Below are 14,417 nucleotides of genomic sequence, written 5' to 3'. Positions count from 1 at the left end.
GAGGTGTTAGTTCACCTCGTTTTTTGTTTGTTCCCGAAGGAGACGATTTACGGTTTCACGGCGAATGCCAATTAATTGCCCGATTTCCGTTTGTGTTAAGATTTCATAAATGGGGATATCACCTAAATACGTTGCGAACCATTCTTGTAAACGATAAAGGCGTTCTTTTGGTGATACAGTTGTAAGTTGGTCGATACGATGCTGCATCATGCGTAATTTTGTTTGCAGCTGAAGGGCGATCTCGGCATAAGATTCAGGGGCTGTTTGTAATTGTTCATACCATGTTTTACATGTAATCGGTGTTACTTCTGTTTTAATTAAAGCGATTGCAGTACCATGATATTCTTTTGGTGAGATTAAAGAGTGATGAGGAATTGTTTCACCTGGAACAATAATGTTAAATAAAAAAGGTGTGCCATCTTCTTGGACACGAATGACTTTTAATAGACCGCTTTTTATAAAATATAGAGGGCCTTCCTCTCCTTGGCGAAATAATATTTCTCCTTTATGTAAAATCACTGTAAGCACCTCTTTATATTTTGCTTTTAATTTCATTATAGAGGAATTGTTTATATAAGACTATACTTGATACAGATAGAAGTGACTGTATATATAAATCTATTTTGAAAAAACGACATAAAAAACCCCTTTCCTTTTAGGTGGGCGAGAGCAACTAGCCATGTATAGAAGCGGTCAGGGCCTTTTTCTGCTACGTACAAGGATTAAAGCAAAAGGAGAAAGCGAGTACAGGTCATGTTTTGTTCTGCACAGCAGGATTTATCCCGCATTAACGGGCAGTAAGACCCTCACCTCAAGATTTGGAGAGAAGCGAAGAAGATAGGTGAGGGACGACTGCCCGTAAAAGCCCGATTGGGCGGGCTTTCCATCGGTGGGGGGGATGAAGCCCCCCCACTGATGGAAGTTTCACTTTATATAGCTTTATCAAATCACTTATAAGTAGTAAGATTTGAATTATAAGGTTAAGAGAGTGTGCCTACTAATGGATATTTCACTTTATATATAGTAGAAAAAACATTCACCTATATAAAGTCCATTAATTGTATTGACGAAGGATACCGTATTACAGTAGTATACTGTTTAGTGTGTATGTGTAAGAACGGTACTAGAAAGGAATATTTTTTAGGGGGCATACCATGTTAGATGAAAAAATGACTGATGTGAGGATTTCAGCTGATGCAGTGATACATGTGGAAGAAATGAAGGGCGGAGTTGTTCTATCAGTCGAAATAGATGGACAAATCGTTTATACGATGGCTTATGATGAAGAAACTGATAGTTATGCAGAATTATATGATCGAAATGATAAACGAGCAAGACAAGTTCATGAAGATTTTATGGGATGGTCGCTTGTACACTAATGGAATTTTTAACAATCCAATAAATGCTGCTTTTCATTTATGAGAGAAGCATTTATTGGATTGTTTTATATTTACAAGTTAAAAAACGACATAAAGCCTCCTCTCTTTTTAGGTGGGCGAGAGCAACTGGCCACGCATAGAAAACGGTCAGGGCCTTTTCCTAGCACATGCAAAGATTAAAACAAAAGGAAAAAGCAAGTAGCGGCCATGTTGTATTTTACATAGCCGCTACTTATATGTTGAAAAATTAAATTGAATATATTTATAAATATAAAAACAATGAGATTGTATATATAATGTAATAATTACATAGGATTTGTAACACTTATTTCTATATTGTTAGGGCATTGTAAATGTATATGTTATGTTTTTTCGGTATGATAAAGTAAATAGGGATTTTTCATTAGTTGAACCAATGAAGCTCTTATGGAAGATTCATTTTTACCTATATCGGTAGGAGTCTTACTGTACGTTAGAGCGGGATCAAGTGAAAAAGATGCAACAAACATAGGAGTGATTATTTTGGAGAATTTACATATTTCTAACTTTATTTTATTATGTGCCTGCTCAGTATTATGTATTATTTTAGGAGTGTTTTTTTATACATGTATATAAAGAAACGCATTCTAAAAAAAGAATGCGTTATAAAATGGAACTAATAATTAAGCGTGTGCCGAGAATAATTAAGGTAATGCGTAATAAATTGATAATGACATTACCGCTTAATTTTGTATTAATATAAGCTCCCAATTTTCCGCCAATCCATGCCCCAGGGATTAAAACAAGGGCATAGACCCAACTAACATTCCCAAGGGAGATATGAGTTGCTGAATTTACAATTGCAGATAAAAGAACAATAAACATAGATGTCGCAACGGCGATTTGTGCCGGAAAAGCAAAAAGAAGCATCATTGCTGGAACTAATAAGGCACCTCCACCAATCCCGAATAACCCAGAAATAAAACCTACACCAAATGAAATAATGATAGCAAGAAAAGGTGGAAACTGGTAGGTTATGATTTCTCCTTCTGAATTTGTAAAGGAACGTTTCACAACAGAACTACTTGAAAGAGAGATGGGTTTCAGTTTATGCCGTAGCATTAGTAAAATAGATACGAAAATAAGAAAGACTCCAAAATATAAAGAAAAAGATTCTTGATTTAAAAATTTATTTGCCCATGATCCGATGATTCCTCCAGGGCCACTCCCAATAAATAAAATAAGACCACTTTTGTAATCCACTCGTTTATGCCTCATATAAGTAAGGGTAGAAGCCAAACCTGTAAATACGACAGTAACAATTGAAGTACCGACGGCTAATTGTGGGGAAAGGCTATGTAATCCAATTAGTAATGGAACAATAATGATTCCGCCACCAAGACCAACTAGACTTCCAATCGTACCTGCTAATAATCCAACAAGTAGTAGCATAATATATTCCAACTGTAACATCTCCTCTTTTGTAGCAAATACATCATTCATTATACAACGTTTTGAATGAGAATGATGTGTATTCACAAAAAAGTCGTCTTCTTATGTAGAAGACGACTTTTTTTAGAAAATAAGATTTAATACGTAATAGCATAAAGCAGCTAATGAAGCTGAAATAGGAAGTGTGATAACCCATGTAATTAACATGCGTTTTGCTGTTCCCCATTTTACACCTTTTACGCGATGTGAAGCACCTACACCTAAAATAGAAGATGAAATAACGTGGGTTGTACTTACTGGTAAATGAATGAAAGTTGCGCCGAAAATAACAAGTGATGATGATAAATCAGCAGCTACGCCATTTACAGGGCGAATTTTCATAATCTGCCCACCAACGGTCTTAATAATTTTCCACCCACCAACAGAAGTACCTAGCCCCATTGCGGTTGCACACGCGAGTTGGACCCAAAAAGGGATATCTGTTGAAGTGTGATAATTATTTGCAATAAGTGCCATTGTAATAATACCCATCGCTTTTTGAGCATCGTTTGTGCCATGTGTGTAAGCTTGCATTGCAGCTGTGAACACCTGGAATAAACGGAAATTTTTGTTTGTTTTCGTTAGGTTAAAGTTCTTAAAGACGACTTTAAAAATACTATATACGATGTAACCAATGACGAAAGCGATAATTGGTGAAGTAATTAAGGCTTCAATAATTTTAATGAAACCTTTATAGTTTAATGAATGTATACCAGCAGCAGCGATAGCTGCCCCAGCAATAGCACCGATAATTGCATGAGATGAACTACTTGGAATTCCATAGTACCAAGTAATTAAGTTCCATGCGATGGCAGCAAGTAGCGCTGCTAAAATAACGAGACTACCATTTGGTAATGTAAATGGATCAACAATATCCTTTGTAATCGTCTTTGCTACACCCGTAAATGTCATTGCACCTAAAAAGTTCATAATAGATGCCATAAGAATAGCTTGCCTTGGCTTTAAAGCCTTTGTTGAAACAGCTGTTGCGATTGCATTTGCTGTATCATGGAATCCGTTAATAAAGTCGAAAGCTAAAGCACAAATGACAACTAAAACGGTTAAAATCAAGAGTGTATCCATGATCAAACTCCTTATGCGTTCTTCATAATAATTGTTTCTAAAACATTTGCTACGCTTTGGCAGCTGTCAGCAACTTCTTCTAGTTCTTCGTAAATTTCTTTGTATTGAATAATCTTAATTGGATCTTTTTCACGAGAGAACAAATGTTTAATCGCATGTCTACGAATATCATCACATCTTGATTCGTAATCTTTAATTTTAATTGCGTTTGTACGAATATCAAGCAACTTTTTATTAGACATCAATTCAATAGATGCTGCAATTTCAATTGCACATTGGTTAATTGCATCAACGAACTTAATCATGTACTCATCTGCTTCTGTAATAGAATACATCTCAAATAGACCAGCACTATGATCTAACCCGTCCAATACATCATCCATACTCATTGCAAGTTGCAAAATGTCTTCACGTTCAATTGGAGTAATAAACGCTTTGTTTAATTCCATAATAATTTCATGAATAAATGAGTCGCCTTTTGACTCATATTCTTTCATGCGCATGGAGAATTCTTTTAAATCACTTGCGTTTTTAAGCTTGTACTCCACAAAAAATTGAGCGCCTTCTTTTAAATTTTCGGAAATACTCGTTAACATTTCTGAAAATTTATCTTTTTTAGATTTAAAAACCATATTGTTACCCCCACCAAAAAAATAGTTATGTAAAGCATATTGGCTAGTTCATTCTATCAAAAAGCTGTCGTTTTTTAAAACATTTTATCGAAAAGTTTACAAAAACTTAACATTAGACATATTGAAAAATTAGCAATATTAACAAAAAATAGTGATGCTCTCATGTATAGAATGCCCTTTTCTTATAAAAAGTATGACTAATAAAGAGAGCTTACACTTGACGAATTATAGCGGTATCATGGAAAATTTGTAAAGGTATAACGGTACATATATACATTTGAAAGCAAGATAGAGGAAGTGAATGAATGAAGTTCAGCAGCACTCATTTACAAAAGATACGGGAGTGGTTCAAAAGAAGAAAAAAATTGCGAATCGCATTGTTAACGATAGGCTTTTTTTTCTTATTCTTGTTTATCTTTGTGAATATTATGATCACAGTCCAAGATATTTCGGCATTAAAACAAGCAGTACCTCAGCCAACAGTTATTTATGATGCAAACAAGGAAGTAGCGGCAACATTGTCTTCTTCGAAAACGGAGGGAATTAAACGGAAAGACATTCCAAATGTTATGATCGAAGCTGTTGTTGCAGTAGAAGATAAAAAATTTTATGAGCACCGCGGCGTTTATTATAGCGGAATTTTTCATGCGCTTGTTAAAAATATAACAGCAGGAGAAGTTGTTGCTGGAGGAAGTACAATTACACAGCAGCTAGCTAAAAACGTATTTTTAACACAGGATCGGACATTTTCCCGAAAATTCAAAGAGTATTTTATTGCAAAGAAAATTGAACGAACATATACAAAAGATGAAATTATAGAAATGTATTTGAATCAAATTTATTTTGGAGAAGGAGCTTGGGGGATTAAAAAGGCGGCAAAAACATATTTTGACAAAGAAGTAAAGGAATTGACGATTCCCGAAGCTGCTACTTTAGCTGGATTAATTAAAGCACCTTCTACGTACTCACCTTTTAAAGACTTTAATAAGTCGATTGAAAGAAGAAATGTTGTTCTCTCATTAATGAAGGAACAAGGTTATATTACAGAGAAGCAATATCAAAAAGCAAAAGATGAAGGGCTTTCACTCCGCAGAGGTATTGAAGATAAATATAAAGGAAAGTACTCTCAATATGTTGATTATATTGTTCGAGAGGCAATGAATAAATATAAATTGACACAAAATGAAATTTTATCAGGCGGTTATCATATTTACACGGAATTAAATCCAAAAATGCAAGAAGTTGCAGAAGATGCTGTGAATAATGATCATTATTTTCCAAAGACTACTTCTGATCAGATTATGCAAACAGGTGTTGTGCTTATGAATCCCAAAACAGGTGGTATTCCAGCCCTTGTAGGCGGGAGAGGACCGTATCAATTCTTACAGTTTAATCATGCGGTGCAATTAAAACGGCAGCCAGGTTCTACATTAAAACCATTAGCGGTGTATACACCGGCATTAGAACAAGGATATGAGGTTTATGATGTATTAAAAGATGAACCGCTTGAAATTAATGATTATAAACCGAAAAATAGTGGGAATGTATATCATGGTAATGTGACGATGTATGAGGCAATTGCTAATTCTTATAATGTACCAGCAGTTTGGCTATTAAAACAAATTGGTTTAGAAAAAGGATTGAAGTCTTTAGAACGTTTTGGTATTCCACTGCAAGAAAATGACCAATCGTATGCGTTAGCACTAGGAGGGATGAGTGAAGGCACATCTCCCCTTGTTATGGCACAAGCGTACGCAACATTTGCAAATGATGGTGTTCAAATGGAAGCACATGCGATTCGGGAAATTCAAGATGGGGAACGGAATACAGTAGGAAAATGGTATAAAAAAGAAATTCGTGTTACAGATGAAAAAACGGCTCAAAAAATGACATATCTATTAAAAGGAGTTGTAGAGAAAGGAACTGGTAAAAAAGCGAAACTTAATGATGTAGAGATTGCTGGAAAAACAGGTACAACACAACTAGCAGATGAATCAAATAATGGCGCAAAAGATTCATGGTTTGTTGGCTATACACCAGAATTACTTGCATCTATTTGGGTTGGTTACGATAAAACAGATAATGAACATTTTATTCCTGCTGGTAGTCAAATAACGACAACGATGTTTCGCGATATTATGAATAAAGCAATTGGAAAGCCAATTCAAAAAAACTTTGATTTGTCTCTTATACCAGAAGCAGAGTATACAAAACAGCTACAAACAATTGAAGAAGAAATGAAGCGAAAAGAAGAGAAAAAAAGACAAGAAGAAAAACAAGGAAACGAACAAAAAGGGAGCTTGATGGATAAAATAAAAGAATGGTTTTCATCCTTTTAAGAAGTAGATCCCAGATTATAAAATAATCTGGGATCTACATGTATTTTAGACTGTTAGCACGGGAAACGTTATTATTTTAGTAACGACGTTTACCACAACGTTTACATCTTTTTGTTTTACATTTATCTTTATCACGCTTTTGGTTACGTGATTCATTATCATCATTGTTATTAGCGTTGTTTTTATTATTATTTTTGTTCTTGTTCTTGTCATTACTGTCATTACTGTCATTACTGTCATTACTATCATTACTATTATTATAATTCCAGCACATGCTTTGAACATGGAACATTGGTACATACGTAATTTGACCATCAATATCAAGGAGAATATGACCTCTAGTACGGCCTGCAACAATTCCTTCTACTTTTTTCGGGCCGCGATTTAATTGAATTGTTTCTCCTTTTAAACGGTCAATAACACTTCCAAAATAGTTACCCCCTACAATGATAGGTTCTTCATTTTCTTTATTTTGATTATCATTTTGTTCGTTTTCGTCAGATTCTTCTGACTCATCTGAAGATTGTTCGGCAAATCCGTTAATATGATGTAATGGATAGTAAACAACACCATCGTCAGACTGTAAGACACAAAAGTCGCTTTGAATTTTTAATAAGGTCCCCTCTCCTTTTTCGGGCCCTCCTAAATTAATACGTACGTTTGTACCGATTAAATCTTTTAAATTTTTCGATATATTTCGAGCAAAATAATACGAATGATTATATGGATACATCATACATAGTTCCCCCTTAATGGAAATTCTTTCTCTTTAAATCATTTGTCGTTATATGATATTCATCTTTACAGGACAAGACCTAGGATACTTGACTAATTTATAAAAAATGTGCATATGCATAAAAACAAGCACTCTTTTAGATTAAGAGTGCTTGTTGAGTTGAATATTTATATTTGTATACATACTATGCTCAGCTTTGGCTAATGTTGTATAAGAGATGACAATATTTCCTTTAGCAATTGGTTCATAAGCAAGGTCTTCATATTGGCCGTTATTTTTATTATGGACTGTTAGTTCAATAGAGTCGAGGTTTGCATGTGCATATTTTTCCTTTATATGTTTTGCAATTGTTTCTAATTGTTTATAGGAAGTGGCATCAGTAATCACCATCCCCTTTAAAACAACTTTTTCTTTTTGTCCGGTATGCGGTAATGGCACATGGTTTTGGCTTATATATAGAATGTGATAAGGAATGGCATCGTCATTTGAGGCTGCTTTTGGTTTATTGTATTCTCCAATTAAAAAGAGTGCAAAACATAATGTTATACATGACATGAGAATAATCCAAAAGCGGATAGATGATAATACTTTCATTAGCATTCACCCTCGTTTCCTATAAATTCTTTCATTATGAATTATACAAAATGAGCATTAAATTAACGTTAAGCTGTGGTAAAGAAAAGTAAAGATGAACATTTCGTATATATAATTACAAATTAAAAAACAAAATAATAAAATGAATATATATATAAATTAAAAAAATACATAAAAACCACTTTCCTTTTAGGTGGGACGAGAGCATCTGGCCGCGCATAGAAGCGGTCAGGGCTTTTTTCTGCCACATGCGAGGTTTAAAACAAAGGGAGCAAGCGAGTATAGGTTATGTTTTATTCCATAGAGCAGTGACTTATATATTGAAAATCAAAATGGATGTATATAGAAAAATGTCTTAGATTTGTTATAGTTAAGTAAGAAGCTATAGGATATGAATGACCTTGTAAAGAGTGTAAATGCGTTATGAGTTGTTCATTAATGAAATAACGCTTTCATTTTTTTCGATATATTATAATATGTTTTTAAGATTTAGAGGTAGATAGGGGATGGTGTTCAGATGATTTCTATTGGGTTAACAGGATGGGGGGATCACGACTCTTTATATAAGGATGCATATGAAATGAAGCATAAACTGCAAACATATAGTGAATATTTTCCAATTGTAGAAGTAGATAGTTCTTTTTATGCTATGCAGCCTGTAAGAAATTATGAGAAATGGGCTTTAGAAACACCATCAAATTTTTCGTTTATTGTGAAGGCTTATCAAGGAATGACAGGCCATATGCGCGGAGAAATTCCTTTTGCAAACATTGACGATATGTTTCACGTATTTAAAGAGTCAATTGCTCCTCTTCAAAAAGCCAATAAGTTAAAAATGGTTTTATTCCAGTATCCACCTTGGTTTGATTGTCAAAAGAAAAATGTGGACTTATTACGTTATACGAAAGAAAAAATGAAAGGTATCCCATGTTCATTAGAATTTCGGAATCAAACTTGGTTTGATCCACAATTTCGTAATCGAACATTACAATTTATGAAACAAGAAGGTTGGATTCATACGATTTGTGATGAACCGCAAGCAGGAATTGGCTCTATTCCAATTGTGCTAGAAGCCACGCATGAACAAATGACCTTAGTTCGATTTCATGGACGCAATGTACATGGCTGGCTGAACACGGGAGAGAATTGGCGGGCAGTTCGCTGTTTATATCGTTATAACAAACAAGAGTTAGAAGAATGGGTAGAAAGGATAGAAGAATTGAAAACAAAAACAAAGGAAGTTTATCTTCTATTTAATAATAACTCTGGCGGAGACGCAGCAGATAATGCGAAACAGCTAATGGAGATGTTTGGCGTTACGTATGGGGAACCTAAACCTGAACAACTAAATTTATTTGACTGAAGTGAAAGGTCATTTATTGATGAATAATTAAAATAAAAAGAAAAACACTGTACAAACAGGGGGAATGTACGGTGTTTTTCTTTATGAAAAAAGAGGGGTAACAATGTTACTGAGCGTTTGGTTGATTCATCAATTGTTGGCTTCGTAACCAATGATAATGGTTATCATTATCATTGTCAATGGTTTTCTCTAGCTTTTATCTTAAAAAATTTAAAGTTTACAAAAAATTAATTTAATCATATAATAATATAGTTTATGTGATAATAATTATCAATTTCATTTAAAGGGGCGGGAATAGATGAAAAAGCCATGGAAAGTGATGACGACAGTTGCTGTTGTTTCCTCATTATTACTTTCAGTAGGGTGTTCTAATAAAAAAGAAGAGACGGCAAAAGAAAAAAATACATATGGTGTACCGGTAACGGATTATACATTTGATACAGCAGCAAACATGTTTGCATATGCAGAATTTGAATTAGCCGGTGAACCTTTAGCAGAAGGTTTAGGTTTAGATTTAGATATTTTAGATGCAAAAAAACGAAATAAACCAACAAAATTTGATTATATGGCTGGTATCGAGTCTTATGAGTACTCAGAAGAAGGCATGTATGAGGTAGTAGAAAAATCAGGACTTGGTTTCCATTTACTTCATGCACCAATTGTACAAAAGATGACAAAAGAAGAAAATAAAGAAGTACCATCTTGGCTAGAAGAGAGATTTTATACATTAGCAGATAGTGTAGGATATCCGCGTAAAGAAATCTTTGCAAATATGTATCCAACATTTATGGAGTATGCTGGTGGTGATCCGCATTATATACAAAAAGTAGATACGTCTGTATATGCAGAAAATGATGATAAGACATATGTACCATCTTTCCAGATGGATTTTAAAACACTACGCTGGGATCGTTCAAAAATGAATAAAACATTAACACCAGCAGCATACGGTTCTGCATTTTTAAAACAAGCATTATGGGCAGGGGATTTTTTAGGTGGTTTTCATACAGTAGATAAGGATGAAGAATTAGAAGCTACATCAAACACGCAAGATCAAGATTCGAATATTCGTCTTGGGAAAAGTAGTGCTGATGGTATGCAAGGTGTGATTTTAACAGAGGAAATTTGGAATAAACTTTCATATATTCGCGATGGGCTATTTTATGATGCAAATACAAAACAATTAACAAACGGGGCAGGAAGTAAATATAGTCCTGCGAGCGGTCTCGTTTACTTACCTCATGAGATTAAAGTAACGGAAGAGAACAAGAATGGTATTGCTAAAGCTAGTCAATTAGAAGTGAAAGACGCGCGCAGTGTGCTTCGGGATCAATGGATGATGTTGTGGCCAACTGCTGAATTTTTCGGAATGGTAGACCAGCGTCCAGGTAATAAAAATGTAAATCCAGCGTTCCAAGCAGCATTTGATGGGGCACCGTTTGCAAAAGCGGCAACAGAAAATATAGATGGGGAAACGGCTAACGATGCAAAGGCAGATGATCCTTATTCATTAAATCGTGATGTCATGTTACAAGTCTTTAAAAATATTGAAGCGATGCACTATAATAAAGAAACAGGAGCGTTTGTTACAGAGCACAGCGGAACAGAACAAGGCAAACGTATTGATACGTTTGATGCAAGTTATATGGTAGAAGCGCTTCGTATATTCCAACGTGCTATTGATGGTATGCCAGTTGGATATGCGAGCGGAGCAGAGGCACAAGGCTTACAAACAGAAGAAGGTAAACGTGCTCTTCAAATGATGAAGACGCAAGCAGACTTCTTATTAAAAAATATGAAGACAAAAGATGGATTTATGGCAAATAGTTATACAATTGGAAAAGGACAAGATACTGATCCGGTTACATTAGAAGCGCAGCTAGGAGCAATTCGAGGGTTGACTGCAGCCTTTTTAGCAACAAAAGATGAAACGTATCGTGAAGAAGCACGTAAACTTTATGACTTAGTAGATCGTAAAATGTGGAATAAAGAAGCACATGCATATGAAACGAAAAAAGGTGAAATGAAGTATACTCCTTATACAGCTGGAAGTGCATCAGCAGTCTTGCGTGTTGCATTGCAAAATTTAAGTAATACAGATGCAGATAAAACGAAATACGATTCATTAGAACAAAAAACAATTACTTCTCGTTATGTTGATTTTTATGATCAAGTAATCAATGGGCCTTCATTAAAAGAAGGAATGCAAACAAGTGAGTTTTGGGATACTGGCGATGTTTATATAAAAGGGAAGCTTGGAAATACAGATAAGGACAATGTACCGCAAATTCAAGCAGGTCATGGTAAGTATGGTATTGCTCCAGTTCTTGTCAATGTTGAAGTGAAAAAGGGAAAATAAATTTATGAAAGAGTGTAACAAAGTGAAATTTCTATCAGAAGATGATGTGTTTTTTATTGATGGCTAAGAAGGGTGGTTACTTCTCTTCTATCTTCATTGTATAGATAGGAGAGACTGTACGGTAGAGTGAGATAAAGAGAGAAGGGCTAAATGATGAAGCGATTGTTTATGGCGATTACATTACTCCTATGTATCGGGATTTTTGCGAGTTGTGGGATGAAAACATCAGGAAAAGAAGAGAAGCGTAGCGCCGCTATTCATAGTAATAACATTGTAACGAGTGCTAATGGAGAGTGGATTTATACAGCAAATATTGATATTAATACAGTAACAATTATGGATGCAAAAAGTAGAAAAGTAGTATCAGAGATTCCAGTTGGAAAAGAACCGAGACAATTAACAATGAGCCCTGATGAAACGAAATTATATGTTTCTTGTATGTACGATAATAAAGTAGATGTTGTTTCACTTGAAAAGAAGAAAGTCATTGATCGAATTTCGACTGAAATTGAGCCATTTGGTGTTGTTACAAATCCAAATGGAACGAAGTTATATGTATCGAATTTTCGTTCTGGTAATGTATCGGTTATTGATATTGAGAAGAAGAAAACGGTACAAAAGATTAAGATTGGCGATCGCCCACGTACGCTTGCGATGACAAAAGACGGAAAGAAATTGTATGTACCGCACTATTTGGAGGGGAAAATTAGTGTTGTAGATACAGAGAGTAATAAAGTGAAGAAAGTGATTACACTTGCATCTTCACCGGATAAAGAAGACCATAAAAAGAGTCAAGGAATTCCAAATACATTAGAGCAATTTGTTATTGCACCAGATGGGAAAACGGCTTGGGTTCCACATCTGCTTACAAATGTGGATACACCCATTCAGTTTGAAGAAACAGTTTTTCCAGCTGTGTCGATTATTGATTTAGAAAAAGATGAGGAAATTACAAATCAGCGGAAACAATTATTCGAAGCGATGAATGTGAAAAATACAAAAAATGAAACGATGATTGTATCAAATCCATATGACGTAGCTTTTAATGAAAAAGGCACAAAGGCATTTGTAGTTATGTCTGGTAGTGAAGATCTCATGATGTTTGATTTAACACGTGGAGGAAATGCAACGCAAATTGTAAGGCGCATTCCAGGAAGTAATCCACGCGGTATTACGTTTCTTCCAAAAGAAAACACATTAGTAGTTCATAATGCGATGAGTCATGATCTTGCTTTTCTAGAAACAGGGGGAGATGATTCATATGCAAAAGTGAAAGCTGATAAGAAGACAGTTAAATTAATTGAAAAAGATTCCTTATCAAAACTTGTTCGTGAAGGAAAAGAAATTTTCTACAGTGCAAATAGCGATAAATATGCAACAGCGATTACAGGAAACAACTGGATGAGCTGTGCAACGTGTCATAGTGATGGAGAAATTAATGGTTTATCATTACTGACACCAAGAGGGAAGCGAAATGTACCAAGCAACGTCTTAACGACAAAAACAGGTTTGTTTATGTGGGACGGCGCACGTGATGAGTTTACAGATTATATTCATACCGTACAAGGTGAAATGGGCGGTATGATGGAAATTGATCCAGGAAAAGAACTTCCAAAAGATGTTCAGCACATGTATGATGCGTTGCAAGCCTTTTTGGATGATCCGAATTCGTTTCCTGTCCCCAAAAGTCCATATCGTCAAGGAAATGGAGAATTAACACCTACTGCGAAGGATGGAGAGCAGTTGTTTAAAGGTAAGGCAAATTGTTTAACATGTCATGGCGGGGATAATTTCACAAATAGCACAAAAGCTGTTGATGAAAATGGTACATTAACGACGAACAATACAAACTTCCTTTATAACATTGGAACTGCTAATGAAACAGATACAAATTATGATGGTGATGCGCGTGGGGGATTCCAAAATAAAAGACCAAAAGGATATTTTGATCCTCCAACACTTCGCGGTGCATGGGCAACAGCCCCATACTTACATGATGGTAGTGCGAAAAACGTTGAAGAAGCAGTAGAAAAGCATCAATATGAAGAAAAGCCGCAGCTATCAAAACAGGAAGTTCATGCAATCGCAGAATATGTAAAATCAATTCAATAGGAAGAAGCCGTGGTTATCTTGCCTTAAAAGACAAAAACTCTTATCTTAAAGATAAGGGTTTTTTGTCTTTTAGAAACTTATCACTGTTCTTTTTGTTGTACGTATTGCTGTAAATCAAATGGTGTAACTTCTTGAATAAATTCTCTTGAAATAAGAGATTGAATAAGTGTACTTTCGGTAACGACAGCACCTGTTTTCTTTTTGTGAGCTTGTTGTAATAAACTTAGTTTTTCCAATGTTTCTTTTGGTAATTCAATTGTTAATGTGTTCATATTTCTCCCCCCTACTATTAGAGTATCACTAGAAGAGGAGAGAAACAAGAAAAGAGAAAGATATATAAGGTGTTACAG

Annotated in this window: 12 protein-coding genes; 5 read left to right on the top strand and 7 right to left on the bottom strand. The window is 34.9% G+C overall.

Annotated features, from left to right (window positions below):
- Positions 1 to 6: 6 nt before the first annotated feature.
- Complete coding sequence (locus tag BM350_RS06845) at positions 7 to 519, bottom strand: Crp/Fnr family transcriptional regulator (RefSeq protein WP_090915466.1); 513 nt, start codon at positions 517 to 519, stop codon at positions 7 to 9.
- A gap of 635 nt (positions 520 to 1,154) precedes the next feature.
- Here BM350_RS06845 and BM350_RS06840 point away from each other — a divergent pair.
- Positions 1,155 to 1,379 carry a hypothetical protein gene (locus BM350_RS06840; protein WP_090915468.1) on the top strand — a complete coding sequence of 75 codons (225 nt, stop codon included), beginning with the start codon at positions 1,155 to 1,157 and terminating at the stop codon, positions 1,377 to 1,379.
- A gap of 642 nt (positions 1,380 to 2,021) precedes the next feature.
- Here the strand turns inward: BM350_RS06840 and BM350_RS06835 are convergent.
- The 3 genes from BM350_RS06835 to BM350_RS06825 form a co-directional block, all read right to left on the bottom strand.
- Positions 2,022 to 2,822: a sulfite exporter TauE/SafE family protein gene (locus tag BM350_RS06835; RefSeq protein WP_139207660.1), complete on the bottom strand. Its 801-nt coding sequence runs from the start codon at positions 2,820 to 2,822 to the stop codon at positions 2,022 to 2,024.
- Positions 2,823 to 2,933: 111 nt separating this feature from the next.
- Entirely contained in the window at positions 2,934 to 3,932 is a 999-nt protein-coding gene (locus BM350_RS06830; RefSeq protein WP_090915470.1) for an inorganic phosphate transporter, read from the bottom strand.
- A gap of 11 nt (positions 3,933 to 3,943) precedes the next feature.
- Positions 3,944 to 4,564: a DUF47 domain-containing protein gene (locus tag BM350_RS06825; RefSeq protein WP_090915472.1), complete on the bottom strand. Its 621-nt coding sequence runs from the start codon at positions 4,562 to 4,564 to the stop codon at positions 3,944 to 3,946.
- A gap of 305 nt (positions 4,565 to 4,869) precedes the next feature.
- Here BM350_RS06825 and BM350_RS06820 point away from each other — a divergent pair, with 305 nt between their 5' ends.
- Positions 4,870 to 6,903, top strand: a complete 2,034-nt coding sequence (locus BM350_RS06820) for a transglycosylase domain-containing protein (protein WP_090915474.1) — start codon at positions 4,870 to 4,872, stop codon at positions 6,901 to 6,903.
- A 76-nt stretch (positions 6,904 to 6,979) separates the two neighbouring features.
- On the opposite strand, the gene BM350_RS06815 is transcribed toward BM350_RS06820, so the two are convergent.
- Entirely contained in the window at positions 6,980 to 7,639 is a 660-nt protein-coding gene (locus tag BM350_RS06815) for a hypothetical protein (RefSeq protein WP_090915476.1), read from the bottom strand.
- A 141-nt stretch (positions 7,640 to 7,780) separates the two neighbouring features.
- The gene (locus BM350_RS06810) at positions 7,781 to 8,233 is read right to left on the bottom strand and encodes a hypothetical protein (RefSeq protein WP_090915478.1); all 453 of its coding nucleotides are present in this window, start codon (positions 8,231 to 8,233) and stop codon (positions 7,781 to 7,783) included.
- A gap of 517 nt (positions 8,234 to 8,750) precedes the next feature.
- On the opposite strand from BM350_RS06810, the gene BM350_RS06805 reads away from it, so the two are divergent.
- From BM350_RS06805 to BM350_RS06795, 3 genes are all read left to right on the top strand, one after another.
- Positions 8,751 to 9,596: a DUF72 domain-containing protein gene (locus tag BM350_RS06805; protein WP_090915480.1), complete on the top strand. Its 846-nt coding sequence runs from the start codon at positions 8,751 to 8,753 to the stop codon at positions 9,594 to 9,596.
- Positions 9,597 to 9,894: 298 nt separating this feature from the next.
- Positions 9,895 to 11,955 (top strand): hypothetical protein, encoded by a 2,061-nt coding sequence (locus BM350_RS06800; protein ID WP_090915482.1) that lies wholly within the window; start codon positions 9,895 to 9,897, stop codon positions 11,953 to 11,955.
- Positions 11,956 to 12,171: 216 nt separating this feature from the next.
- Entirely contained in the window at positions 12,172 to 14,067 is a 1,896-nt protein-coding gene (locus BM350_RS06795; protein WP_244547965.1) for a beta-propeller fold lactonase family protein, read from the top strand.
- A gap of 80 nt (positions 14,068 to 14,147) precedes the next feature.
- On the opposite strand, the gene BM350_RS06790 is transcribed toward BM350_RS06795, so the two are convergent.
- A complete protein-coding gene (locus BM350_RS06790; protein WP_090915487.1) occupies positions 14,148 to 14,339 on the bottom strand; it encodes a DUF3924 family protein in 192 nt (63 codons plus the stop codon).
- Positions 14,340 to 14,417: the final 78 nt, after the last annotated feature.

The organism is Bacillus sp. 103mf (assembly GCF_900116295.1).
In the GTDB taxonomy this organism is placed as follows: Bacteria; Bacillota; Bacilli; order Bacillales; family Bacillaceae_G; genus Bacillus_A; species Bacillus_A bruguierae.
Note: the sequence above shows the minus strand (reverse complement) of the source record. Positions and strands in the feature narration are given on the sequence as shown.